This window comes from Streptomyces sp. NPDC001220 (assembly GCF_053597895.1).
In genome coordinates, this window is record NZ_JBSFJE010000002.1 from 23,385 (window position 1) to 46,804 (window position 23,420).

Here is a 23,420-nt window from a genome sequence, read left to right on the forward strand (position 1 = left end):
TGCGCCGCAACTGTGAGCCTCCCGCACGCAGCGTGATGCGGGAAGAGGGAGTGCCCCCCGCTGACACGATCATGACTCGATCAGGCCACCGGGAGTCACAGAGGGTCACAAAATGTTCACTTACGCCCCGTCAGCCTCCCATGCAACGACCGCGCGGAGGCGTCGGTGAGCGAGGCGATCTGATCGACGATCACGCGCTTGCGGGCGTGGTCGTCGCCCGCCGTGTCGAACAGCGCCCGGAACTGCGGGTCGAGACCGTCCGGAGCCCGGCGGGTCAGGGCCTCGGCCAGTTCGGCGACGACGACCCGCTGCTCGGCGCGGATCCGCTCCTGTTCGGCACGCTGCATGACGTAACGGTGTGCGATCGCCTTGAGCACCGCGCACTCCATCCGGGCCTCGCGCGGTACGGCGAGTTCGGCGCCGTAGCGGGTGAGCCGGCCGCTGCCGTACCTCTCACGGGTGGCGGCCTCCGCGGCCAGGCAGAAGCGGCCGATGAGCTGGCTGGTGGCGTCCTTGAGGCGGGCCTGGGCGACCGCGGTGCCGTCGTAGCCGTGCGGCCACCACTCCTCGTCCTGGAGCCGGTCGAGGGCGGCGGCGAGTTCGGCGGGATCGGTGCCGGCCGGCACGTATCTGCCGACGGCGACCGCGTACACCTCCCGCCGTTCCGGTTCGGCGTGCAGGCAGTTGGGGTCGATGTGGCCGGCGTGCAGACCGTCCTCGACGTCGTGCACGGAGTAGGCGACGTCGTCGGACCAGTCCATGACCTGCGCCTCGAAGCAGGTGCGGGTGCCGGGGGCCTCCTTGCGGACCCAGTCGAAGACCGGGCGGTCGTCCTCGTACACGCCGAACTTCGGGGACGCCGGGTCGGTGGGGTGCGCGCCGCGCGGCCACGGGTACTTGGTGGCCGCGTCCAGGGCGGCACGGGTGAGGTTGAGGCCGACGGAGCCCTCGGGAGTGAACCGTTTGGGTTCGATGCGGGTGAGGAGGCGCAGGGACTGGGCGTTGCCCTCGAAACCGCCGCAGTCGTCCGCGAACTCGTTCAACGCCTGTTCGCCGTTGTGACCGAAGGGCGGGTGGCCGAGGTCGTGCGAGAGACAGGCGGCCTCGACGAGGTCGGGGTCGCAGCCGAGGGCGGCGCCCAGTTCCCGGCCGACCTGGGCGCATTCGAGGGAGTGGGTGAGGCGGGTGCGGGGGCTGGCGTCCCACATCTGGCTGGGGTTGCCGGGGGTGACGACCTGGGTCTTGCCGGCGAGCCTGCGGAGCGCCCCGCTGTGCAGGACGCGGGCGCGGTCCCGCTGGAAGGCGGTGCGGCCGGGGCGCTTGTCGGGTTCGGGGGCCCAGCGGTCGGCTGACGCCGGGTCGTAGGCCGAGGTGGGTGCGGGTGCGGGGACTGCCATGGTTCGACAGTACGGGGCGATGGTGACAAACGGGTGTTTGGTGCGCCTGCTGGCCTGCCGAGGTGGGTTCCGTCCGCGGGTGCGGGTGCGGGTGCGGGTGTGCGGGGGCCGGCCGCGCAGTTCCTCCCCCCAGCCTTCGGCCGGGGGGACCCCCAGCGCCCCTCTAGGCCGCTGCTGTCACCGGCGTTTCCCGTACCTGTCCGTACCGGTGCAGGACCAGGGCGGCCATCGCGTCGTGGGCTCCCAGTGGGGCCGACGCCAGCCATGGGGCCCGGCCCGCGCACTCCGTGGCGAAGCGGCCCGGGGCCGTGAAGCAGGAGGCGACGGCGATGCGGTGGCGGCCCTTCGCCCGCAGAGCGGTGATCGCCTCCTGGACCGTCGGAGCCGCCGCCGAGGCGTAGGCCGGGACGACCGGGACGCCCAGGCGGGCCGCGAGGAGCCGGGCCGTGCGATGGGTGTCGGCCTTGGAGTCGGGGTCGCGGGAGCCGGCCGCCGCCAGGACCACGGCGCTCGCGGGCCGGGGGCGCCAGCCCGCCTCCAGGAGCCGGTCGTGCAGGGTGTCGACGAGCAGGGGGTGCGGGCCCAGCGGGCCGGCGACGCGCGTCGGCGCCTGCGCCGCGGCCGCCGCCTCCGGGATGTCCCGCTTGACGTGGTGGCCACGGCTGAGGAGCAGCGGGACCAGGACGGCCGGGGTGGAGCCGAGGGCCGCGAGGGTGTCCGGGAGCAGCGGTTCGTTCAGCTCGATGTGACCGAGGTGCACGGGGAGACCGGGGCGCAGCGCGCGCACCCGGTCCATGAGCGCCCGCACGGTGCTGAGCGCGCGCGGGTCACGGCTGCCGTGGGCCACCAGGACCAGGGCGGGCGGGCCGGGCCGCGGGGGAAGGTCGGACACGGTCATGCAGCGATCCTCGCCGGGCGGGATTGCACCCCCGTTGCCTGACCGTCACGAGAGTTTTCGTACGCTTCACGGCACGAATCCGGCCGCTGTGAGCGAACCGGAACGCCTCGGCACGCGTCCTCCAAGGTCGGAGCCGCCAGGGGGAGGCCACCGGGAAGCCACCGGGAGGCCGAGGAGAGGTCGAGGGGGAACAACCGTATGAAGATCCGCCGACCGCGTCTGCCGCGCACCCGTACCGGCAGACGGCGCCTGGTGCAGGGCGTGATGGCGGGCTGCGTGCTGGCGCTGCTGCCGGCCACCTGGCTGTACGTGTCGACGGCCGGCCGGCTGTACACGGTGGCGGACGTACCCCGCGCCGGCGTCGCGGTCGTCTTCGGCGCGGGCCTGTGGGACGGCGAGCCGTCGCCCTACCTCGCCCACCGCCTCGACGCGGCGGCGAAGCTGTACCGGGAGGGCCGTGTCGAGGTCGTCCTCGTCACCGGCGACAACAGCCGGAAGGACTACGACGAGCCGGACGCCATGCGCACGTACCTCACCGGGCACGGGGTACCGGCCGAGCGCATCGTCAGCGACTACGCCGGCTTCGACACCTGGGACTCCTGCGTCCGCGCCAAGAAGATCTTCGGCGTGGACCGGGCGGTACTGATCAGCCAGGGCTTCCACATCCGGCGCGCGGTGGCGCTGTGCGAGGCGGCGGGGGTGGTGTCGTACGGCGTCGGGGTCGACGACAGGCACGACGCGACCTGGTACTACGGCGGGACGCGGGAGGTTCTCGCGGCCGGCAAGGCGGCCCTGGACGTGGTCTTCGAGCCGAACCCCCAGTTCCTCGGCAAGAAGGAACCGGGGGTCTCGAAGGCCCTGGCCGCGGCGGCCCGTCAGGCCCGCCGGACTGGTTGAGCCCGTCGGTCACACCGGCCGGACGGGCTGGTCCCGCCGACCGGTCAGGAGCACTGGACGGTATCGGCGTACGCGGTCGCGGCCGAGGTCGTCGCCGTGGCCGAGGTCGCGGTGGTCGCGGTCGTGGCCATGGCCGAGGTCGCGGTCGTCGCGGTCGTCGCCGTGGTCGCAGCCGTGCCTGAGGGCGTCGCCGGGTGGGGTGGGCGGCCACTGCCGGTGCGCGGGCGGAACGCGGGCGTCCCGGCCCGGTCGTCGGCGGCGCGGCCGAGGTGTTCGAGGCCGCCGTCGGAGGTCCAGCGGCCCAGCGCGCCGGTGCGGAACATGGTGCGGCCCGCGCCGAGGAACGGATCGGGTGCGTACCGCCCGGCGTTCCGCGCGCCGTCGCCGAGGTGACCCGCCGGGACGCAGTCGCCGCCCGCCCACACCTCGCCGGTCTCGCCGACGGGCAGCGGCCGGCGATCCGCGTCGAGGACGTACACCGTGGTGTTGGGGACGGGGCGGCCGACGGCCGGCCGCCCGGCGGCCGGGTCGTGGCGGGCCATGGTGGTGACGACGCCCGCCCCGGCCGGACCCCGGCAGTCGAAGAGGGCGGCGTGCCGCGACCAGAGGTCGGCGAGCGGGCGCGGCGGACCGGACTCCCCGGCGACGGCGACCGTGCGCAGGCGCGGGCAGCCGGCGGGGTCGATGCCGGACAGCACGGCCGTGGTGGCGATCAGGACGGTCGCGGTGCCGGCCGCGGCGGCGGCGTCCGCGCCGCGGATGACCAGGGTGGCGCCCCGGGTGAGGCAGCCGAGGATCTCCCAGGCGGCCATGCCGGAGGCGAGGTCGAGGAGTTGGGCCACCCGGTCGCCGGGGCGGATGCCGAGGCCGCCGGGTTCGGTGAGCAGCAGGTTGGTGACGTTGCGGTGGGTGACCTTCACGGCTTCGGCGCGGCCGGCGGCGAAGAGCACATGGCAGCCGTCGTCGGGGTGCGGGAGCACGATCGGGGTGGCCCGCTGGTACGGCACGGGGTCGTCGAGGGCGATCAGCCGGTGGCCGTCGGGGAGCGGGACACGCGGGGCGTGTTCCTTCTGGGTGAGGATCACCCGGGTGCGGGCGGTGCGCACGACGTGCCGGAGCCGGTCCGGGGAGGTGTGGCCGATGTCCTGGGGGACGTAGGCGGCGCCCGCCTTGAGGACGGCGAGCAGGCCGACCAGCGTCGGGATGGACCGGCGGGCGAACAGGCCGACATGGTCGCCGGGGCGGACGCCCTCGCGGACCAGGTGGGCGGCGAGGGCACCGGCGTAGCGGTCGAGTTCGCCGTAGGTGAGGGTCGCGCCGTGGTGTTCGGCGGCGACGGCGTGGGGGTGGGCGATCGCGTGCCGTTCGACGGCACGGTGGACGAGCGGTTCGTGGACGGGTGTGCCGGCGCCGCGGCCGTACTGCCAGAAGAGGTGCTGGTCGCGGGGGGTGAGGTGACGCAGAGGCATGGCTCGGAGACCTCCTGGCTGCATGCGTGTACGTGGGGGGAGGCCGGGTCCGGGTGCGGCGGGGGCCCGGACCGGGCCGTGGAGCGGAACGACGGGATGCCGAACGTCGTACGGGGCGGTGCGTGGTGCCTGGTGCGTGGTGCCTGGAGCTTCACGAACAGGTGCACGACTGTAGTCCGGCCCCTTGAAGTCTCAACGGTGGCCGCTCGGCCAACCCCGGGACGGAACAAGCCACATGGGCCGTACGAGGTGCGCCCGAGCCACCGCTACGACGCGGTCGGGCCGGGCAGCCCGCGGGCCGGCCAGTCACCGCCCTCGATACGACGGCCGTCCGCCCGCAGTTCCGCGGCGACGGCGGCCCCCGCGAGGTACACCCAGGCCCGGACGGCGGCCCCGTCCCGCCGTCGTACGACGTCCCGCTCCACGCGTACGTACAGACTGCGCGGGTCCCCCGGCACGCACTCCTCCAACTCGTCGAGCTCCAGGAGGAGTCGGTCGTACGACTCCGGGCGGGCGGTGACCAGTTCGCCGCTGACTTCCCCGCCGGGCTCCTCGACCGCGTAGGGGTAGCCGGGCCCGTCGTACAGCACCGCGCCCAGCAGGCATCCCGGCTCCTCGGCCCGCGTCCGGCCCCGCAGGAACAGGTCGTGGTTGGGCTCGCCGGGGCGGAGCGTGCCGTAGACGAAGAAGGGGAGGTGGCGGCGGTTCCCGGTGGTCACAGAAAGGATTCTCCACCCCCTTCACCCCCACACACATCTCCATGGAGGCGCTATGGACATGGATTGTCATGGCCTCTTAAATCGCTCTCGTCATCAGCGCCACCCCCACGCCTCTGAGGCGCATCTCCAAGGAGATCGATGAGCCGGACACGGAACACCCGAGTTTCCCGTCTCGCCACGGCCGGCGTCGCCGCCACCACCGCGACCCTGCTGGCCGCCGCGCTCTCCCCCGCCGCCCACGCCGACGCGAGACCGACCCGGGCCACCGCGATCGAGAACGCGGCGCAGGCGCTCGTCCAGTACGCCGGCACCCTCGGACTCACCGCCACCGAGGGCACCAAGGTCCGCGACGTGATCGTCGACAAGAACGGCGCCCAGCACGTCCGTTACGACCGCACCTACCGTCAGCTCCCCGTGCTGGGTGGCGACTTCGTCGTCCACCTCAAGTCGGACGGCGCCTACCGGAGTGCCGACCGGGCGACCCGGAGCAGGATATCCCTCGCCTCGATCGTCCCGGACATATCCGCCCCGAAGGCCGCCGACCTCGCCGTGAACGCGCTGCGGGCGGCGAACCTCGGCGACGCGCTGAAGCAGGTGAAGGCCAGTCCGGAGCTGGTCGTCGACGCGCTGCACGGCACCCCGAAGCTGGCCTGGCGCACCAACGCGGTCGGCAAGGACTCGCTCGGCAATCCGGTCGCCCGCACGGTGCTGACGGACGCCCGCACCGGCGCCCAGATCGACGCCTGGGACAGCATCGAGACGGCGACCGGCGACGGCAAGTCGCTGTACAGCGGCACGGTTCCGCTGCAGACGACGCAGTCCGGATCGACGTACAACCTCACCGACCCGACGCGCGGCAACACCTACACGGGCGACGCGGCCAACAAGACGGACCTGTGCATCTTCGGGATCTGCATCGTCCGGGCGCCGTCGACGGTGTTCACGGACGCCGACAACCACTGGGGCACCGGGGCGACTTCGGACCGTTCCTCGGCGGCCGTCGACGCCCAGTACGGCACCAACGAGACCTGGGACTACTACAAGAACGTCCACGGCCGCACCGGCATCGCCGGCGACGGCAAGGGCTCGTACAACCGCGTCCACTACGGCAACAGCTACAACAACGCCTTCTGGGACGACAGCTGCTTCTGCATGACGTACGGCGACGGTGACGGGACCACCTTCGGCCCGCTGGTGGCGCTGGACGTGGCGGGCCACGAGATGACCCACGGCGTCACCTCCAAGACCGCGGCACTGACGTACTCGGGCGAGTCCGGCGGCCTGAACGAGGCGACCTCGGACATCCTCGGCACGCTGGTCGAGTGGTACGCGAACAACTCCTCCGACCCCGGCGACTACCTGATCGGCGAGGAGATCGTCCGCTCCGGCTTCGGCAAGGCGGCACTGCGGTTCATGGACCAGCCCTCGAAGGACGGGAGTTCGGCGGACTACTGGAGTTCGTCGGTGGGGAACCTGGACGTGCACTACTCGTCGGGTGTCGCCAACCACTTCGCCTATCTGCTGGCGGAGGGCAGCGGCGCCAAGACCATCAACGGCGTGAGCTACAACTCCCCCACGTACAACGGCTCGACGGTGACGGGGATCGGGAGGGACAAGCTGGGGGCCATCTGGTACCGCGCCCTGACGGTCTACATGACGTCCTCGACGAACTACGCGGGCGCGCGGACGGCGACCCTGAACGCGGCGAAGGACCTGTACGGGGCGGGCAGCACCGAGTACAACGCGGTGGCCGCGGCCTGGAGCGCGGTGAACGTGAACTGACCCGCCGCGCGGGCGGGTGACGGCGGCCGCCCCGGCGAACGAACCGGGGCGGCCGCCACATACACACCGGGCAAAGGGGAATACCCAAAGGGGAACAGCGCAATTCACGGAAACGCGGAGTCCGGGAATACCGAGCGCTTTCTGAGTGGATCCGATGGCGATGATGTGCAGTTTCGGTGACCGCCTACGGAATTCCCGAACTCCGCTGTCCGGACGACTACTTGCGGCAATTCCCCGAGTGGACTAACTAGATAAATCATGAACTTGTTCAGCCGCCCCCACATGTCCCGCCGCACCCCCACGGTCCCCCCACGCCCCACGGCGGCGCCGGCCTCCCCCACCTCGGCGCCCGTCCTCCTCGACCCCGCCCTCGCCGCCCTCACCGGCGAATGGATCATCGACCCCGCGCACAGCAGAATCGGTTTCTCGGTCCGGCACGCGATGGTCACGACGGTCCGCGGAGCCTTCACCGAGTACAAGAGCCGCCTCTACTTCGACGGCCGCGACCCGTCCCGCTCCCAGGCGGAACTGATCATCTCCACGCCGAGCGTCGACACGGGCGTGGAACAACGCGACGCCCATCTGACCGGCCGCGACTTCCTGGACGCGGCGGCCTACCCTCGCATGCGCTTCGCCAGCACGGCGGTCCGCCTCAAGGCCCCCGACGTCTACGTCATGGCCGGCGGCCTCACCATCAGGGACACGACGCGCCCGGTCGACCTCGAACTCACCTACATCGGCAACGTCACGGACCCCTTCGGCTACCAGCGGGTCGGCTTCGACGGCACGACCACCATCAACCGCATGGACTGGGGTCTGTCGTACAACTCCCGCCTGGCGGAGGGCGGCGCGATGGTGAGCGAGACGGTACGGCTGCAGTTCGACATCGCGGCGATCCGGATGACGCCGGAGGGCAGTTGACGGCCGGCTCCTTCGACGCCGGCCCCGCGGCGAGACCGGTACTCCGGCCGGCTCGTCGGGCGAGAGGTTCCCGCAATCGCCGCCGGCCCCGAGAGGGAGGGCACGGCCCGTGGAGCCGGGGCGCGGTGGAGCCGGCGGTGAATTCCGGCTCCTTTTCCGGCGGAGTTCCGGTCAGCCCTGGGTCGTGCTCGCCGCGCCGCCGTGGTCCCGGCCCGAGCCGTCGCGGCGGCGGAGGGCACGCCCGGCCGCCGGCCGGGAGGCCGGGTCCGGCGCGTGCCGACGGCGATCCCGGCCGGCCGGCCGCCGCGGCTCCCCCGGCCCCGGAAGGCCGTCGTGGCGGTCGTCACCCGTTCACTCCCCACGGGGGCCCGCCGTTCGTGTGTTTTTCATACTGGACCCTTCGTATCCCCTTTGACCTGCCGGAACTCCTCCGCAACCGCTGTCCCGACCCCTCTCCGTGACACCCATTCATCCCACACCTGACGGAATCTCAGGGAGCGGGCCCGGCCCGTTGGCTTTTACCTCGGAAGAGCAAGGGAGTGGGACGAGCTCGACGAGGGAGCACCATGCGACGCACTGTCCGTCCACTGACCGGGGCCGCGCTCGCCGTGGCCGCGGCCGGTCTCGCCGCCGCGCCGGCGTACGGCGGCAGTACCGGCGGCCTGGACGTCTACCCGTCGACCACGACGCCGGGCGCCCAGGTCTCCGTGAACACGGCGGCCTGCGGGGAGCAGTCCTCGGCGCTCGGCGACGCCAGCTCGGTCGGCGCCGGGACGTTCACGCTCGCGCCCAGCACCCATGAGGGCGAGGCGATCGGACAGTTCCAGGTGCCGGCCAGCGCGCAACCGGGGACGTACGAGATCGTCGCGAAGTGCGCCGACGGGACCCGGCAGGTGACCGGCGACCTGGTGGTGGCACTGATGCCGGCCGCCGGCGGGCAGGTACAGCCCCACGGCAGTGTGAAGACGGGGGTCGGTGGTGCCCTGGGCACCGACCCCGTGCAGACCGCGGCAGGTGTGACGGCTCTGGCCGTCGCCGCCGCGGGCGGTACCTGGCTCCTGCATCGCCGGGCGAGAGGCGACGGGATCTGACGGACACCCTCCGCTGTCCGTCCGCCGGTACCGCACACCCCACCCCCTCCGGGTCCGACGCCCCTCGCGGCCCGGAGGGGGTAGGGGGTCAGGTTTGTTAGAGGCTGTCACCTTCGTGAGACCTCCAGCTTTCGTTAGAGGTAGCGCTCTTGCTGCACCCGGGTGCCACCGCTAGCCCCTCTCCCCCGCGTTAGAAGTTCCAGCCTCCGAAAAAGGGGTTCGCATGCGCAAGGTCGGGGACACCGCGATAGCCGCCGTAACCGTGATAGCACTCGGCTCGGGCGTCTGGCTGCTCGGCCCCGGCTCCGGCCCGCACACCGCGCCACCCCAGCCGTCCGCAGCCGAGGGCCGCCCCGACCCCGGTGAGGAACGCCTCGAAGCCCCCGCGCTGCCCCCCTCCCCGCCCACCCGCATCCGCATCCCCGCGATCCGTGTGAACGCCCCCCTCATGGGTCTCGCCCTCACCTCCACCGGCAGCCTCGACGTCCCGCCGGCCGGCAACAAGAACCTCGCCGGCTGGTACGAGTCGGGCACCGCACCCGGCGAGACCGGCACCGCGATCGTCGCCGGCCACGTGGACAACACCGAGGGTCCCGCCGTCTTCTACGACCTCGGCGCCCTCAAGCGCGGCGCGACCATCGAGGTGGACCGGCAGGACAAGACCGTCGCCGTCTTCACGGTCGACGCGGTGGAGGTCTACCAGGCCCGGAACTTCCCCGACGAGAAGGTGTACGGAGCCGCGCGACGCCCCGAGCTCAGGGTCATCACCTGCGGCGGCGGCTACTCCCGGGCCACCGGCTACCAGGGGAACGTCGTCGTCTTCGCCCACCTGACGGCAAGCCGCTGACCGAACACGACCCGCGGCCTCGTGCCGGCCCGAGCGCCCACGGGGGGGGGTTGGCGGGTCCTCCCGTCCACGGCGAGCCCTCCTCCTCCCCCCCCCGCGAGCACCCACACACCCCGCGCCCTGCACCGCCGCTCCCGCGTTTCCCCACCTCACAGCCCCCGCCGTCTCGCCTTCAGACCCCTCACACCCCACGACCGCTCCCGAAGAGGGCAGCGTTCCGCGCGGGAAACAGGGGGGATGCGGCCGGGTAACGTCGGCGCCGCACGCTCCAGGGCATGACCTTGAACACGCCTGTGGTGGTGATCGGCGCCTACGCCGAGGTACGCACCGGCCGCGACGCCGTACCGCTCGCCGTCGCCGCCCCGGGCACGTGCACCCACGATGGAGGCTCCTGATGACCGCCACCCAGGGGTCCGCCCCCACGATCGTGCTCGTCGGTCACGGCATGGTCGGCCAGCGCTTCCTCGAAGCGCTGGCCGAGCGCGGCCTGACCACCACGCACCGCGTGGTCGTGCTGTGCGAGGAGCCGCGGCCCGCCTACGACCGGGTCGCCCTCACCTCGTACTTCTCGGGCCGGACGCCCGCCGAACTCTCGGTGACCGACATGGAGTTCATCGAAGCCCACGGCATCGAGCTGCACGTCGGCGACCCGGCGGAGACGGTCGACCGCGCGGCGCGGACGGTGACGGCCAGGTCCGGCAGGGTCTTCGGCTACGACACGCTCGTGCTGGCCACCGGCTCGTACCCGTTCGTGCCGCCGGTGCCCAACAAGGACGCCACCGGCTGTTTCGTCTACCGCACGATCGAGGACCTCCTGGCGATCGAGGCCTACGCGAAGTCGGGGGCGACCGTGGGTGCCGTGGTCGGCGGCGGCCTGCTCGGGCTCGAGGCGGCGGGCGCGCTGAAGGGGCTCGGACTCACCGCGCACATCGTGGAGTTCGCGCCCCGGCTGATGCCGGTGCAGGTGGACGCGGGCGGTGGCGCGGCCCTGCTGCGCACCATCGAGGAGATGGGCCTGAGCGTGCACACGGGCGTGGGCACCCAGGAGATCGTGACGGACGACGCGGGCGCCGTCGTCGGCATGAAGCTGTCCGACGGCTCCGAACTCGCCACCGACATGGTGGTGTTCAGTGCCGGCGTCCGCCCGCGGGACCAACTCGCCCGGGACTGCGGCCTTTCCGTCGGCGCGCGCGGTGGCATCGCCGTCGACGAACAGTGCCGTACGGTGGACGACCCCCGTGTGTTCGCGATCGGCGAGTGCGCGCTGGCGGCGGACGGCCGGGTGTACGGCCTGGTGGCACCGGGGTACGAGCAGGCGGCGACGGCCGCGGCCGCCGTCGCGCGGGACGACTCCGCCTTCACCGGCGCCGACCTGTCCACCAAGCTCAAACTGCTCGGCGTCGACGTGGCCTCCTTCGGCGACGCGCACGGGACGGCCGAGGGCTGTCTGGACGTCGTCTACTCCGACGCCCGCTCCGGCCTGTACAAGAAACTGGTCGTCGGCCGGGACGGCACGCTGCTCGGCGGCATCCTGGTCGGCGACGCGGACGCGTACGGCACGCTGAAGGCCTTCACCGGTTCGGTGCCGCCGGTCTCACCCGAGTCGCTGGTCCTGCCGGCGGGCGCGAGCGGCGGCGCCCAGCTCGGCCCGTCCGCGCTCCCGGACGACGCGGTCGTCTGCTCCTGCCACAACGTCAGCAAGGGCACGATCCGCGGCGCGGTGGGCGAGCACTCCTGCACCACCGTGCCGGAGGTGAAGAAGTGCACCAAGGCCGGTACCGGCTGCGGCAGTTGCGTCAAGGTCCTCGGTCAGCTGGTCACGGCCGAGCTGGAGGCGTCCGGCGTCGAGGTCGACAAGGGGCTGTGCGGCTGCTTCGCGCGGACCCGCGAGGAGCTGTACGAGATCGTCCTCGCCCTGCGCGTCAACACCCACCAGGAGCTGCTCGACCGATTCGGCCGGGCCGGCGCCCGGGGCGGCGACGGCTGCGAGGTCTGCAAGCCGGCGGTGGCGTCGATCATCGCGTCCCTCGCCCCGACGATCGGCGCGAGCGGCTATGTCCTGGACGGCGAACAGGCGGCGCTCCAGGACAGCAACGACCACTTCCTCGCCAACCTCCAGAAGAACGGCTCGTATTCGGTCGTCCCGCGCATCCCGGGCGGTGAGATCACCCCGGAGGGCCTGATCGTGATCGGCGAGATCGCCCGGGACTTCGGCCTCTACACGAAGATCACCGGCGGTCAGCGGATCGACATGTTCGGCGCGCGGGTGGAGCAACTCCCGCTGATCTGGACACGGTTGGTGGACGCCGGTTTCGAGTCCGGCCATGCGTACGGCAAGGCGCTGCGGACGGTGAAGTCGTGCGTCGGACAGACCTGGTGCCGTTACGGCGTCCAGGACTCGGTCCGGATGGCGATCGGACTGGAGCTGCGCTACCGGGGCCTGCGGTCTCCGCACAAGCTCAAGTCGGCGGTCTCCGGGTGCGCCCGCGAGTGCGCCGAGGCCCAGTCGAAGGACTTCGGTGTCATCGCCACGGCCACCGGCTGGAACCTGTACGTCGGCGGCAACGGCGGAGCCACTCCGCGCCACGCGGATCTGCTCGCCCAGGACCTGACCGACGCCGGACTGGTCCGGCTGATCGACCGCTTCCTGATGTTCTACATCCGTACGGCGGACCGCCTGGAACGCACGTCGACCTGGCTGGAGCGCATCCCGGGCGGCCTGGACCACGTGCGTGACGTGGTGGTCGAGGACTCCCTCGGCATCTGCGAGGAGCTGGAGTCCCTGATGGCGGCGCACGTGGCCCACTACGCCGACGAGTGGGCGTCGACCGTCGCCGACCCCGACAAGCTCGCCCGGTTCGTGTCCTTCGTCAACGCCCCCGACACCCCCGACCCGGTCGTCGGCTTCGTGCCCGAGCGCGACCAGATGAAGCCCGACCTGCCCCTGCTGTCGATCGGCCTGCGCCCCGCCGAGGATGTTCTGGAAGGAAGCGCCCAGCGATGACCCTGGCACCCGAGACCACCGAGCTGATGATCCAACTCCAGCTGGACGAAGGCTGGTTCACGGTCTGCGACCTGAGCCGGCTGACCCCGGGGCGGGGGGTGGCCGCACTGCTGCCGGACGGCCGCCAGGTCGCCGTCTTCCGGGACCGCGCCGACCGTCTGTACGCGATCGACAACCGCGACCCCTTCGGCGGCGCGGCGGTCCTCTCCCGCGGCCTGACCGGCACCCACGGGGACCGCCCGTTCGTCGCCTCCCCCCTGCTGAAGCAGCGCTTCGACCTGGCGACCGGCCAGTGCCTGGACGACGAGACGGTACGGGTGGCCGCCTACACGGTACGGGCCGTGGACAGCGGCGGCTCGCGGTAGCGCCCAGGACACCCCGAGCCGCTGAAGGCCCCCTCGGAGTTTCCCGGGCCTCACCCCGCTCCTCCGAATTCCTCTGAAGTCCTCTGAATTCCTCTGAACTCCTCTGAACTCCTCGGGATTTCACCGGATTCCTCCGAGTGCGTCGGCTCCTCAGATCTCCTTCAGGACCGCCGCGCAGGAGACCCCGGTGAGCCGCTCCGAGGCGTCCCAGAGGCGTTGCGCCATGGTGTCGTCGCGGGTCCAGGGGGCGCGCCGGGAGGGGGCCGGGGCGCCGCGCCACATCGCGATCGCGGGCCCGGTGAAGGAGTCGGGCCGTACGCCGGGGGCGGTGGCCGCGTACAGCGTGGGCAGCGCGCCGGCCTCGGCGGGCTGTGCGAAGACGACGTTCGCGGCCGCCATCACCCGCTCGGCCCCGCGCCGCCCTTCGGCACGGGGCCCGGCGGTCTGCAGGTTGGTGGCCGCGTACCCGGGGTGGGCGGCGGCCGCGACGAGGTCGCCGCCGTGGGCGTCGACGCGCCGGGCCAGCTCGTGGACGAAGAGCAGGTTGGCGCTCTTGGACCGGCCGTAGGCGACCCAACGCCGGTATCCTCGCGCGCTGTTGACGTCGTCGAGGTCGACGTTGGCGATGACGTGCATCATGCTGGAGACGGTGACGACCCGGGCGGCGGGGGTGCCCAGCAGCACGGGCATGAGCAGCCCGGTGAGGGCGAAGTGCCCGAGGTGGTTGACCCCGAACTGCGTCTCGAACCCGTCCGCGGTGGTCCCGTACGGCGGTGCCATCACCCCGGCGTTGTTGACGAGGAGATCGAGCCGGCCGTACGGGAACGAGTCGGCGAAGTCCCGCACCGAGGCCAGGTCTGCGAGGTCGAGCCGCCCGAACTCAATGTGCGCGTCGGGCACTTCGGCGGCCATCCGGTCCCCGGCCTCGTGCCCCCGCGCCTCGCTCCGGCAGGCGAGCACGACCCGGGCCCCCTTGCGGGCCAGCTCGCGCGCGGTGACGTACCCGAGCCCGCTGTTGGCCCCGGTGACGACGGCGACACGGCCGGTGAGGTCCGGGATGTCGCCGCTGCTCCAGCCGCTGCGCATGAGAACGCCCTCCACAGGTGGGGGTCTGTGTCGCGGCCAGCCTACGAGGAGGGACCACGACGGGACACGGGACACGGCCGTACGCCGGACAAGGCCGTACGCCGGACACGGCGCGCGCCGGACACCGCCGCACGCCACACACCGCCGTACGCCGGACACGCCTTTCGCCGTGCGAACCGCGCGGTGGCGCGTAGGGTGCCAGGGTGATCGGCATTCCGGAGGGGCTGGCGCGCGGCACGATCGACCGTGAGGGTGACCGCGGTGCCGCCTGGATCGCCGGGCTCCCCGCGATCGTCGAGGACCTGCTGGAGCGGTGGGAGTGCCTACCCGACGGTGCGGTGACGCACGGGGGCGTAGGGGTGATCGTCCCGGTACGGCAGCGGTCCACCGGCGGCCGGTTCGTCCTGAAGGTGTCCTTCCCGCACCCCGGCAACGTCCACGAGCCGGACGCGTTCGAGGCGTGGGAGGGACGGGGAGCGGTCCTCCTGCACCGGCGGGACGACGCCCGTTTCGCCCTCCTGCTGGAACGGGCCCGCATGTCGACGCTGGCGGCCCTCCGGTCCGACGACGAGACGGTGGTGACCGTAGCGGGCCGCCTGAACCACCGCCTGGCCGTCCCGGCGCCGGCGGGGCTGCCCCGGCTGAGGGACCAGGCCGGCGCCTGGGAGACGGAGCTGCGCAGGGACGCGACGGAACTGACGAACGCGCTGCCGCCCCGCGTGGTGGACGCGGCCGTCGCCACCACGCGTGAACTGGGCCACGCCCAGCCGGACACCCTCGTCCACGGCGACCTGCACGCGAGGAACATTCTGCGGGCGGACCGGGAACCGTGGCTGGCCGTCGACCCCAAGGGCTACGCGGGAGACCCGGCGTACGACGGCGGCACGCTGCTCAAGTCCCGCGCCCTGTCCCTCATGCGGGCCGACGACCTGGCCAAGACGGTCCACCGCCTCCTCGACGTCTTCGCCGAGGCGGCCGAACTCGACCGCGAACGCGTCGGACGCTGGGCGCAGTTGCACGCCGTACAGGCGGCGTTCTGGGGCCGCCGGCACGGTTTCCGTATCGCACGCGGCGGCCCCCAACTCGATCGCATCACACAATTCGCCGACGTATTGGCGGAGTTGCTCGCCGCTTAGGGGGCACCCCGGCTCGTCACCGTCGGCCGCCGAACTCCCACCCGTACACCTCTGTCTCCGCGTACCGGTGCGGAGCCAGGACGGCCCGTGCCCGCTCCGGGTCCGGCGCCCGGACCAGTGCCGCCGTACCCAGCCAGGTGGTCGCGTCGTCGGACAGCAACGGGCCGAAGGCGATCAACTCGTCGCGATCGACACCGGGCGGCAGGCCGGGTCCGGGGGCGGTGCCTGCGTCGCCATCGGCGTCGGTGCCGGCCCGCTGCGGGCCCAGGCCGAGCACCAGGTACCGGTTGCCGCCGGTCCGGCCGCCGGGGAACTGCCACATGGTGCGACCCAGCAGGTTGCGCCACCGGCGCAGCAGCACGTCCCGGTAGACGCCGGCCTGGTGGTTGGGCTCGTCGAAGGCGAACGCGCGGGCGGCGGCCGGATCCGGCAGCTCGACGATGTGCACACTGCCGGTGAGCGTCTCGCCGTCGGCACCGAAGGCCGGCCCGCGGGCGATCAGCTCCGCCTCGTACCGGTCCATGTAGGACCAGTGCTCCTCCACCAGCTCCCGGCGCAACGCCAGGGCACCGGCCCGATCACGGTGATAACAGAAGAACTCCATGTCCGAGGACCCTCCCGCACCCCGGCACGCCATCTCAACAGGATTCCCCGGGTGCCCGCGACGGGGGTGGCTACGCCGAGAACGGCGGTCGCCGCAGCCGGGGTCGCGCCACACGGACCGGGCGGCCGGGGGCGTCCTTCAGTCCCGCCGGATCAGCTCCGGGTCGATCCGCCGTCCGACGAGCGGCAACGCGCCCAGCGCGGCGACGACCATCACGCCCAGCGTGCCGACCAGCAGGACGGGCAGCCCGGCGCCGTCCCAGAAGATCGCCCCGCCCCCGGTGACCAGATAGCCGGACTCGGCCGTCTTGCCGACGACGACGGCCAGCAGGAGGCCAACGCCCAACGGCAGTACGACCTGGGCGACCTGAACAGCCCTCAGGGTTCGGGGACGGGCGCCGAGCAGGGCCAGGGCGGTTACCTGGGACCGGCGTTCGACGGCTCGATCGGTGGCGGCGACAAGGTACGCACCGATGCCGATGACAAGACCCAGCACCATGCCGACGGCGAGGAGCGTCTTGATGACGGTGATCTGCTGGAGGCCTGTGATGTCCAGTCCCTGCGGAAGCACATCGGCGGTCGGAGCGACATGGCCGATGCCGTCGAGGACTCGACGGACGACGTCCGGACCGGACTCGCTGACGAGCGTGAGCGTGGCGTTCGCCGGCCGGCTGCCCGGCGGCACCACGGACGGCGGGAGAAGAACCGAATCCGGGTCGATGATCAGGCTCCCCGCGAACTCGCGATAGGAGAGCGTGGATCGCGGCACCGTGAGCGGCAACATGTGCCGTCTGCCTTCCAGCCGGACAGTGAACTTCACACCGGGCTGAGGCACGTCGCCCAGGGTCCCTCCGACCCCCCGCAACCGCATGGGCTGTCCGTCGACGCACCGCCCGGTCCACGACACCGCCGCGCGGAGCTGATCGCAGGTGGCCACGACGACATGAGGAGACCAGGCCGTCTCGGTAGCCCCGACGAGCGACGACTGCATGCCGACGACATGGCCATGCGTGCCCGGCAGTCGTTCGAGGGACTGCCGCTGGGTCGGGGTGAGCTGCCCGTAGGGGATGTCGTAGCTCTGGATCCGGGAGGGGTTCCTGGTGGCCTGATCCAGTTGGATCAGCACTCCCTGGGCGAGGGACGCCGCGAAGACCAGCAGGACGAGGCCGGCGGCCACCCGGAGCGTGCCGCCCGGTTCGGCCTCGTTACGGCGCATGGCGAGGCCGAGCGCCAGGGACCGGGTGGACCGTGCCACCCGCTGGGCGAGCATCCGGCACAGGGGTGCGAGGGTCGTCACGAGACCCACGCCGATCAGAGTGATCGCCGACGGGATGAGCAGCGAGGGCAGGAACGTGCTGTGCGGCGCATGGCCGGTGACCCCGGCGGCGCAGTAGCCGGCGGCGATACCCGATCCCGCGATCAGTGGCAGGAACCCCCAGGACGACGGGGGTTTCTGCACCGCCGCCCGGCGGACGGCGAGCGGGTTGGCGGCCGCCTTGCGAGCGCCTGCCCGGCCGACGGACCAGGCGAGCGCCGGGCATCCCACGAGACATACGACGAGCGTCGTACCACTCGGCGTGCCGTCACCCGGGTACCACGTGAATCCGGGGAGTCCGGCCCGTGAGAAGAGTTGATTCAGGATCCAGTACTCGCCCAGACCGAGAAGCGCGCCCAGACCGGCCGCTGCGACGGTCTCAGCGGCGTTCACCCGCTGCACCTCCTTGACGCTCATCCCCAGCAGCCGCAGCGCGGCCAGTCTGCGGGCCCGCTCCGCGGCAGAGAGACGGGCGCACACCGAGAGGAACACCGCCAAGGGCAGCAGGACGACGCCGACCATGGTGAACCGCAGGATGTCGAGCGTCGACGGGTCCACCGTGGGGATCGGCGCCTCCCCCTTCCCGAACCGGGTCACCGGCATACCGTCGGGAAGGCCGGCGCGGCTCATGCCGACATAGGCGACGAGTTCCTCCGGGCGGGCGAGCCCTTCGGACCCGATCAGTCCCTTCTCCCGCCCCGGCAGGCGCTGCGCCAATCCGGACTCGGTACGCAACAGTTCATGCAGGTGCGGGGAGACGAAGACCTCGCCGCGATCCGGAATGGCCTTCAGCCCCGGCGGAGGGGCTACGGCTTGGGCACCCCGAGCCAGGAAGATCCGGACGAGAGGCCTCGAACCGTACGGGTCGGTCCGCTCCAGCCACAGCGGCAGCCCGCTTGTACCAGCGGCGGAACGGCTGGGCGGAACCGGCTGGCGGCCCCCGACACGACCGTCCTGTGCGGCGAGGATTCCGGGAATCGTGAGCACGATGGCCAGACAGCAGACCCCGATCGAACCCCCGACCGTCATGAGCGCGAACCGTGCACGGTTGCCGCGCCCGCTGCCGAAGAGCAGCCGCAGCCCCAGGAGGAGTTCGTTCACCGGGCCGCCCGCCCCTGAAGGGTGAGTACCCCGTCGATCATGGTGTACCGGGTGTCCGCTCGCGCCGCGACGTCCGCGTCGTGCGTGACGAGTACGACGGCGGCTCCCTGCGAGCGTGCCAGCGTGAGGAACTCTTCCAGTACGGCCTGCGCGTTGACGCTGTCGAGCGAACCGGTCGGCTCGTCGGCGAAGATCACCGCCGGCCGGTGCACGAGGGCACGCGCGACCGCGACGCGCTGGCTCTGCCCGCCCGACACCTGGGAGGGGCGCCGTTCCCGAAGTTCCTCGAGTCCCAGTCGGCCGAGGACCTCCCCGGCGGCCGCCAGCGCCTGCGCCTTGCGCTGCCCGGCCAGCCGCAGGGGCAGTGCGGCGTTCTCCTCCACGGTGAGTTCCGGAAGGAGCTCACCGTACTGGAACACGAAACCGAACCGGTCGCGGCGCAGTGCGCTGAGCTCGCTGTCGCCGAGGCCGCCCAAAGGGCGCCCCTCGAACCGGACTTCGCCGCCACAGACAGGCAGCACGCCCGCCAGGCAGTACAGAAGGGACGACTTCCCCGATCCGCTGGGACCGGAGATGGCCGCGATCTCCCCCCGACGGAGAGCGATGTTCGCGCCCCGGACAGCACGAGACGAGCCGTAGGTGAGGTCGATTCCCCGGGCCGTAAGGACTTCGGACACGGTTGAACCCGCTCAGCCCTGGCGCGATTGGTAGTGCCGCGCGGACGAGCAGTTGTCCGGCCGGAGTGTGCCCTTGTCGAGACAGACACGGAAGTACGCGTCGTCCGCGTACCTCTGGGCACCGTCCCAGTTGGAGTGGTGCAGACGGACCCGCTGCTTCTGCTTTCCGTAGTAGCGGGTCCAGTCGTGCCCTTCTACGCGGACCTGCACGTACCCGTTGTGGTTGTCAGCGGGATCGGTGTCGATCAGGTAGCCGCTCCATTCGAACGAACCATGGTTCCGCTCAGCGGGGTTGAACCGGTAGAAGCCCTGCTCGAAGGCTGTACCCCGGGTCTTCAGGTCGGGCAACTTGTGCCAGGACGAGGCGAACGCCGTTCCCGCTCCCCCGAGAAAGATCCCCGCCGCCACCACGCTCGCCAGTGCCTTCTTCACATGCCACCTCTCCCATGACTCCGACGGCCCCATCAACCACCGGAGTTACAGAAGGTAGCGCCTCGATCACCAGGCGAAACCTTAAGTCGCCGACATCACCACCGCATCAGGTGATCCATGACAGGACAGCGGTCGAAACGCATCGAAGCGGTGCGGGCGGGTTCGGTCGGAGAAGGTCGCTGTCGGGTCGCGCGGTGCCGTCAGCTCCGCACGACCCCGCACAGCAGCAAGTCGATGAGCCGGCTCGCCAGTTCGCGCTGTTCCTCGCTCGCCGCCATCAGGCTGATCCCTCCGAGCGCCATCAGCACATCGCGCGCGTCGACGCCCGGTCGCGCCACCGGCGACGCCCCCTCCCCGGCGTCCAGCAGCCAGGCGATGGCGTCGACCAGCAGTGTCCGGGTGTGCAGCTTCTCGCTGTCGTCCGTCAGGATCACGCGCAGCGCGTCGGCCATCCCCTGCTTCGCCGCCATGAAGTCGATGAACCGCTCCATCCACGTCCGCAGCGCCTCCACCGCCGGCAGCGTCGCCGCCAGTTCCTCCGCCGCCGCGCACAGACGCTGCACCTCGTGCCGGTACACCGCCTCGATCAGCAGTTCCTTGGAGGGGAACCGGCGGTAGAGCGTACCCACGCCGACGCCCGCCTGCCGGGCGATGTCCTTGACCGAGGCGCCCGAGCCTTCGCGGGCGAACGCCTCGGCCGCCGCCTCCAGCAGCCGGTCCTCATTGCGCTGCGCATCCGCGCGCAACGGCTTGCGGGAGGTCGCCCCGCCTCCGTCGATTCCGGTCACCCTCGGCTTCCCTTCACCCACACCACTTGCAAGCGGAACCAGTTCCGCTTACCTTCGAGAAGCGAAACGGAACCAGTTCCGGATAAGAGCGTACGACGCCCCCTGCCGCCACGCCATGCCATGCCGTGCCATGCCCGCCATTCATGTCACCGCCGGTGATGCCGTGCCGTCCGCCGGGCTTTCCCGTACCGGCCCGGTCGATTCGATCCTCACTCCCTGGAGAGCGCCATGTCCCACAGCCTCGTCACCACTCCCTTCGGAGCGCAGACCACCGCCGCCGAGGTGCTCCTCGGTCTCGACCTCGGCGGCAGGCGTGCCGTCGTCACCGGCGGAGCCTCCGGCATCGGGCGGGAGACCGCCCGCGCCCTGGCCGCCGCCGGCGCCGAGGTCGTCATCGGCGTCCGCGACCTGGCGGCAGGCGCACAGGCCGCCGAGGAGATCACCCCGGCCGACGGTCCCGGCACGGTCCGCGCGGCCCTGCTCGACCTCGCCGACCAGTCCTCCGTACGCGCCTTCGTGGACGCCTGGCACGGCCCCCTGCACATCCTCGTCCTCAACGCCGGCGTGATGGCCACCCCGCTCCAGCGGACGCAGGAGGGCTGGGAGATGCAGTTCGCCACCAACCACCTCGGCCATTTCGCCCTCGCGACCGGCCTGCACGACGCCCTCACGGCGGCCCGGGGCGCGCGCGTGGTCGCGGTGAGCTCGGTCGGACACGTCAACGGGGACGTCCTCTTCGACGACCCCCACTTCGAGCGGCACCCCTACGACCCGTGGGCGGCCTACAGCCAGTCCAAGACGGCCAATGTCCTGTTCACCGTCGAAGCCGCCTGTCGCTGGGCCGCCGACCTGATCGCCGTCAACGCCCTCAACCCCGGCCGTATCACCAGCACCCGGCTCGGCCGGCACATCGGCGACATCTCCAACAGCCCGTCCTCCTTCGACCCCACCAGCACGGACGTGTCCTGGAAGAACATCGAGCAGGGTGCCGCGACCTCGGTCCTGCTCGCCGCCTCCCCGCTGGTCGAGGGCGTGACCGGACGCTACTTCGAGGACGTCAACGAGGCGGGCCCGCACCGGCCCGGCATCCGCCGCGGAGTGGCCGCCCACGCCCTGGACCCCGAGCACGCGACCCGCCTCTGGCAGCTCTCCGTCGACCTGGTCACGACCACGCCGACGGCCCGAACCTCGCTCTGACCGCGGCGCGGGCCACCCGGCCACCACACCACCGCACCCGCACAGCCCCGGCCCGGCCCCCGGCCGCCCCAGCCGCTACGGCCGCGACACCACAGCCACCGCCACACGGAGTCTCTCCGCGAACTCCCCCCGGTCCGCGACCCGGTGCTTCCACCCCTCGCCGGCCGCCTGCAGGACCTCCGCGATCTGCCGGGGCGTGACGCCCCCGGTCTCCCGGCCGGAGTCGGCGATCGCCCCGGCGAGCGCGTCGCGGAAGGCGTCCCGGTAGTCGTCGTACATGCCGTGCAGCTGGGCGGTGCCGTGCTCAAGCAGCTCGTCGACACCCTCGTTGAGGTGCGTGCCGACGTACCGGCCCAGGTGCGCGTCGAGCGCGGCCACGAGACGCGCGTCGAGATCGGTGCCGGGCGCGGCCAGCGCCGTAAGGACATCACCCAGCGCCCGGTCCAGCTCCTGCCGCATGGTCTCGCGGAACAGCTCCTCCTTGCCGGAGAAGAGGAAGTACAGGCCCGGGCGGGAGATGTCCGCGGCCCGGGCCACCGCGTCCATCGACGTCTTGCGGAAGCCGAACGTGGCGAAAACGCTCAGCGCCGCCGCGAGCACCTGCTCACGGCGCTGGAGATCCCCTCGGGTCGCGGTCATATGCACACCATACCGACTGGGCGTGCTATACATGTTTTGTCGATTCTGTTTAGCAGCGTGGAGGCGCAAGCGGGGGGACCGCGGCACACGAGAGAGCATCGAGAGAGAGCATCATGAGCAAGACCGTTCTGATCACCGGCGCTTCGACCGGCATGGGCGAGGCCCTCACCTTCGAGTACGTCGCACGCGGCTGGAACGTCGCCGCCACCATGCGCGACCCCGCCAAGGCCAACCCGGCCTTCGCCGGCCTCGACAACGTCCTGGTCACGCGCCTCGACGTCACCGAAGCCGCGAGCGTCGAACAGGCCGTGCGGGAGACCGTCGAGCGCTTCGGCGCCGTCGACGCGGTCGTCAACGCCGCCGGCTACGGACAGGTCGGCGCGATCGAGGAGGTCAGCCCCGCCCAGGTGCGCGACCAGTTCGAGACCAACGTGGTGGGCATAGTCCAGGTGGTCCAGGCCGTCCTCCCGCACATGCGGGAACGCGGATCCGGCCACATCCTCAACATCGGCTCCATGGGCGGCCACGTCAGCCTGCCCACCATGGCCGTGTACTGCGCCTCCAAGAGCGCCGTGCAGAACCTGACCGAGGGACTGGCCAGGGAACTCGCCCCGCTGGGCATCCGCGTCACGCTGGTCGAGCCGGCCGGCTTCGACACCAACTTCGGGACCAGCTCCAGGCTTCCGGCCAGGTCCGTCCCGGACTACGCGGGCTCCTACGCCACCATGGCCGAGTTCGACAAGCAGGCGGTGCGGGGCGATCTCACCAGGTCCATGGCGGCCGTGGCCGACATCACCGGCGCCGAGGAGCCCCCGGTGCACCTCGCGGTGGCCACCGCCGGCCTGGAGATGGTGCGCGGCCACTTCGCCGAGCTGCTGGACGAGTACGCTCGCTGGGAGTCGGTCACGGCCGCCACCGACTGACGACCGTCCCGAGGGCGAGGGCCGAGGTCGCGCCACCGGCCGACGGCCGTATCGGGGGCAAAGGTCGAGATCGCACCACCGACCGACGACCGTCCCCAGGGGCAAGGCCGAGGTCGCGCCACCGACCGGCGAC

At 72.0% G+C, this 23,420-nt stretch carries 21 protein-coding genes; 10 read left to right on the forward strand and 11 right to left on the reverse strand.

Annotated elements, in window-relative coordinates; genetic code table 11:
- Positions 1 to 116 precede the first annotated feature (116 nt).
- Together ACWDGI_RS04725 and ACWDGI_RS04730 are read right to left on the reverse strand one after the other, a co-directional pair.
- The gene (locus ACWDGI_RS04725) at positions 117 to 1,397 is read right to left on the reverse strand and encodes a deoxyguanosinetriphosphate triphosphohydrolase (RefSeq protein ID WP_450755358.1); all 1,281 of its coding nucleotides are present in this window, start codon (positions 1,395 to 1,397) and stop codon (positions 117 to 119) included.
- Between the two features lie 163 nt (positions 1,398 to 1,560).
- A complete protein-coding gene (locus ACWDGI_RS04730) occupies positions 1,561 to 2,295 on the reverse strand; it encodes a sirohydrochlorin chelatase (protein WP_450755360.1) in 735 nt (244 codons plus the stop codon).
- Positions 2,296 to 2,493: 198 nt separating this feature from the next.
- On the opposite strand from ACWDGI_RS04730, the gene ACWDGI_RS04735 reads away from it, so the two are divergent.
- Positions 2,494 to 3,192 carry a SanA/YdcF family protein gene (locus tag ACWDGI_RS04735; RefSeq protein WP_450755362.1) on the forward strand — a complete coding sequence of 233 codons (699 nt, stop codon included), beginning with the start codon at positions 2,494 to 2,496 and terminating at the stop codon, positions 3,190 to 3,192.
- A 44-nt stretch (positions 3,193 to 3,236) separates the two neighbouring features.
- Here ACWDGI_RS04735 and ACWDGI_RS04740 read toward each other — a convergent pair whose 3' ends face one another.
- Both ACWDGI_RS04740 and ACWDGI_RS04745 read right to left on the reverse strand, forming a co-directional pair.
- On the reverse strand, positions 3,237 to 4,661 hold the full coding sequence (locus ACWDGI_RS04740; RefSeq protein WP_450755364.1) for an AMP-binding protein: 1,425 nt from the start codon (positions 4,659 to 4,661) through the stop codon (positions 3,237 to 3,239).
- Positions 4,662 to 4,927: 266 nt separating this feature from the next.
- A complete protein-coding gene (locus tag ACWDGI_RS04745) occupies positions 4,928 to 5,380 on the reverse strand; it encodes a gamma-glutamylcyclotransferase family protein (protein ID WP_450755366.1) in 453 nt (150 codons plus the stop codon).
- A gap of 138 nt (positions 5,381 to 5,518) precedes the next feature.
- Between ACWDGI_RS04745 and ACWDGI_RS04750 the strand changes: the two genes are divergently transcribed.
- The 6 genes from ACWDGI_RS04750 to nirD all read left to right on the forward strand — a co-directional run bounded on the left by ACWDGI_RS04750 (position 5,519) and on the right by nirD (position 13,390).
- The gene (locus ACWDGI_RS04750; RefSeq protein ID WP_450755368.1) at positions 5,519 to 7,162 is read left to right on the forward strand and encodes a M4 family metallopeptidase; all 1,644 of its coding nucleotides are present in this window, start codon (positions 5,519 to 5,521) and stop codon (positions 7,160 to 7,162) included.
- A 258-nt stretch (positions 7,163 to 7,420) separates the two neighbouring features.
- Positions 7,421 to 8,083 carry a YceI family protein gene (locus ACWDGI_RS04755; protein WP_450755370.1) on the forward strand — a complete coding sequence of 221 codons (663 nt, stop codon included), beginning with the start codon at positions 7,421 to 7,423 and terminating at the stop codon, positions 8,081 to 8,083.
- Positions 8,084 to 8,649: 566 nt separating this feature from the next.
- The gene (locus ACWDGI_RS04760; protein WP_450755372.1) at positions 8,650 to 9,174 is read left to right on the forward strand and encodes a hypothetical protein; all 525 of its coding nucleotides are present in this window, start codon (positions 8,650 to 8,652) and stop codon (positions 9,172 to 9,174) included.
- A gap of 223 nt (positions 9,175 to 9,397) precedes the next feature.
- Positions 9,398 to 10,021, forward strand: a complete 624-nt coding sequence (locus tag ACWDGI_RS04765) for a class F sortase (protein ID WP_450755374.1) — start codon at positions 9,398 to 9,400, stop codon at positions 10,019 to 10,021.
- Positions 10,022 to 10,415: 394 nt separating this feature from the next.
- The gene (nirB, locus tag ACWDGI_RS04770; protein ID WP_450755376.1) at positions 10,416 to 13,025 is read left to right on the forward strand and encodes a nitrite reductase large subunit NirB; all 2,610 of its coding nucleotides are present in this window, start codon (positions 10,416 to 10,418) and stop codon (positions 13,023 to 13,025) included.
- Positions 13,022 to 13,390, forward strand: a complete 369-nt coding sequence (gene nirD, locus ACWDGI_RS04775) for a nitrite reductase small subunit NirD (protein WP_450755378.1) — start codon at positions 13,022 to 13,024, stop codon at positions 13,388 to 13,390. Before nirB ends, nirD begins: the two co-directional genes overlap by 4 nt.
- A gap of 150 nt (positions 13,391 to 13,540) precedes the next feature.
- Here the strand turns inward: nirD and ACWDGI_RS04780 are convergent, their stop codons facing one another.
- On the reverse strand, positions 13,541 to 14,476 hold the full coding sequence (locus tag ACWDGI_RS04780) for an oxidoreductase (RefSeq protein WP_450755380.1): 936 nt from the start codon (positions 14,474 to 14,476) through the stop codon (positions 13,541 to 13,543).
- Positions 14,477 to 14,679: 203 nt separating this feature from the next.
- On the opposite strand from ACWDGI_RS04780, the gene ACWDGI_RS04785 reads away from it, so the two are divergent.
- Entirely contained in the window at positions 14,680 to 15,612 is a 933-nt protein-coding gene (locus ACWDGI_RS04785; protein ID WP_450755382.1) for an aminoglycoside phosphotransferase family protein, read from the forward strand.
- A 16-nt stretch (positions 15,613 to 15,628) separates the two neighbouring features.
- On the opposite strand, the gene ACWDGI_RS04790 is transcribed toward ACWDGI_RS04785, so the two are convergent.
- The 5 genes from ACWDGI_RS04790 to ACWDGI_RS04810 all read right to left on the reverse strand — a co-directional run bounded on the left by ACWDGI_RS04790 (position 15,629) and on the right by ACWDGI_RS04810 (position 20,528).
- Entirely contained in the window at positions 15,629 to 16,216 is a 588-nt protein-coding gene (locus ACWDGI_RS04790) for a YciI family protein (protein WP_450755384.1), read from the reverse strand.
- 138 nt (positions 16,217 to 16,354) lie between these two features.
- Positions 16,355 to 18,631, reverse strand: coding sequence for an FtsX-like permease family protein (locus tag ACWDGI_RS04795; RefSeq protein ID WP_450755386.1), 2,277 nt, complete (start codon positions 18,629 to 18,631; stop codon positions 16,355 to 16,357).
- Complete coding sequence (locus tag ACWDGI_RS04800) at positions 18,628 to 19,308, reverse strand: ABC transporter ATP-binding protein (RefSeq protein WP_450755388.1); 681 nt, start codon at positions 19,306 to 19,308, stop codon at positions 18,628 to 18,630. Before ACWDGI_RS04800 ends, ACWDGI_RS04795 begins: the two co-directional genes overlap by 4 nt.
- 12 nt (positions 19,309 to 19,320) lie before the next feature.
- Positions 19,321 to 19,740: a hypothetical protein gene (locus tag ACWDGI_RS04805; protein WP_450755390.1), complete on the reverse strand. Its 420-nt coding sequence runs from the start codon at positions 19,738 to 19,740 to the stop codon at positions 19,321 to 19,323.
- A gap of 200 nt (positions 19,741 to 19,940) precedes the next feature.
- On the reverse strand, positions 19,941 to 20,528 hold the full coding sequence (locus tag ACWDGI_RS04810) for a TetR/AcrR family transcriptional regulator (RefSeq protein WP_450755392.1): 588 nt from the start codon (positions 20,526 to 20,528) through the stop codon (positions 19,941 to 19,943).
- Between the two features lie 228 nt (positions 20,529 to 20,756).
- Here ACWDGI_RS04810 and ACWDGI_RS04815 point away from each other — a divergent pair, with 228 nt between their 5' ends.
- Positions 20,757 to 21,725, forward strand: coding sequence for an SDR family NAD(P)-dependent oxidoreductase (locus ACWDGI_RS04815; RefSeq protein WP_450755394.1), 969 nt, complete (start codon positions 20,757 to 20,759; stop codon positions 21,723 to 21,725).
- A gap of 75 nt (positions 21,726 to 21,800) precedes the next feature.
- Here ACWDGI_RS04815 and ACWDGI_RS04820 read toward each other — a convergent pair whose 3' ends face one another.
- A complete protein-coding gene (locus ACWDGI_RS04820; protein ID WP_450755396.1) occupies positions 21,801 to 22,364 on the reverse strand; it encodes a TetR/AcrR family transcriptional regulator in 564 nt (187 codons plus the stop codon).
- A 113-nt stretch (positions 22,365 to 22,477) separates the two neighbouring features.
- Between ACWDGI_RS04820 and ACWDGI_RS04825 the strand changes: the two genes are divergently transcribed.
- On the forward strand, positions 22,478 to 23,287 hold the full coding sequence (locus ACWDGI_RS04825; protein WP_450755398.1) for an SDR family NAD(P)-dependent oxidoreductase: 810 nt from the start codon (positions 22,478 to 22,480) through the stop codon (positions 23,285 to 23,287).
- Positions 23,288 to 23,420: the final 133 nt, after the last annotated feature.

What these genes read in the sequence shown, in the direction of transcription:
- ACWDGI_RS04725 (WP_450755358.1), bottom strand. Translation starts at nt 1,397, where the DNA reads ATGGCAGTCCCCGCACCCGCACCCACCTCGGCCTACGACCCGGCGTCA.
- ACWDGI_RS04730 (WP_450755360.1), bottom strand. Translation starts at nt 2,295, where the DNA reads ATGACCGTGTCCGACCTTCCCCCGCGGCCCGGCCCGCCCGCCCTGGTC.
- ACWDGI_RS04735 (WP_450755362.1), top strand. Translation starts at nt 2,494, where the DNA reads ATGAAGATCCGCCGACCGCGTCTGCCGCGCACCCGTACCGGCAGACGG.
- ACWDGI_RS04740 (WP_450755364.1), bottom strand. Translation starts at nt 4,661, where the DNA reads ATGCCTCTGCGTCACCTCACCCCCCGCGACCAGCACCTCTTCTGGCAG.
- ACWDGI_RS04750 (WP_450755368.1), top strand. Translation starts at nt 5,519, where the DNA reads ATGAGCCGGACACGGAACACCCGAGTTTCCCGTCTCGCCACGGCCGGC.
- ACWDGI_RS04755 (WP_450755370.1), top strand. Translation starts at nt 7,421, where the DNA reads ATGAACTTGTTCAGCCGCCCCCACATGTCCCGCCGCACCCCCACGGTC.
- ACWDGI_RS04760 (WP_450755372.1), top strand. Translation starts at nt 8,650, where the DNA reads ATGCGACGCACTGTCCGTCCACTGACCGGGGCCGCGCTCGCCGTGGCC.
- ACWDGI_RS04765 (WP_450755374.1), top strand. Translation starts at nt 9,398, where the DNA reads ATGCGCAAGGTCGGGGACACCGCGATAGCCGCCGTAACCGTGATAGCA.
- nirB (WP_450755376.1), top strand. Translation starts at nt 10,416, where the DNA reads ATGACCGCCACCCAGGGGTCCGCCCCCACGATCGTGCTCGTCGGTCAC.
- nirD (WP_450755378.1), top strand. Translation starts at nt 13,022, where the DNA reads ATGACCCTGGCACCCGAGACCACCGAGCTGATGATCCAACTCCAGCTG.
- ACWDGI_RS04780 (WP_450755380.1), bottom strand. Translation starts at nt 14,476, where the DNA reads ATGCGCAGCGGCTGGAGCAGCGGCGACATCCCGGACCTCACCGGCCGT.
- ACWDGI_RS04790 (WP_450755384.1), bottom strand. Translation starts at nt 16,216, where the DNA reads ATGGAGTTCTTCTGTTATCACCGTGATCGGGCCGGTGCCCTGGCGTTG.
- ACWDGI_RS04815 (WP_450755394.1), top strand. Translation starts at nt 20,757, where the DNA reads ATGTCCCACAGCCTCGTCACCACTCCCTTCGGAGCGCAGACCACCGCC.
- ACWDGI_RS04820 (WP_450755396.1), bottom strand. Translation starts at nt 22,364, where the DNA reads ATGACCGCGACCCGAGGGGATCTCCAGCGCCGTGAGCAGGTGCTCGCG.
- ACWDGI_RS04825 (WP_450755398.1), top strand. Translation starts at nt 22,478, where the DNA reads ATGAGCAAGACCGTTCTGATCACCGGCGCTTCGACCGGCATGGGCGAG.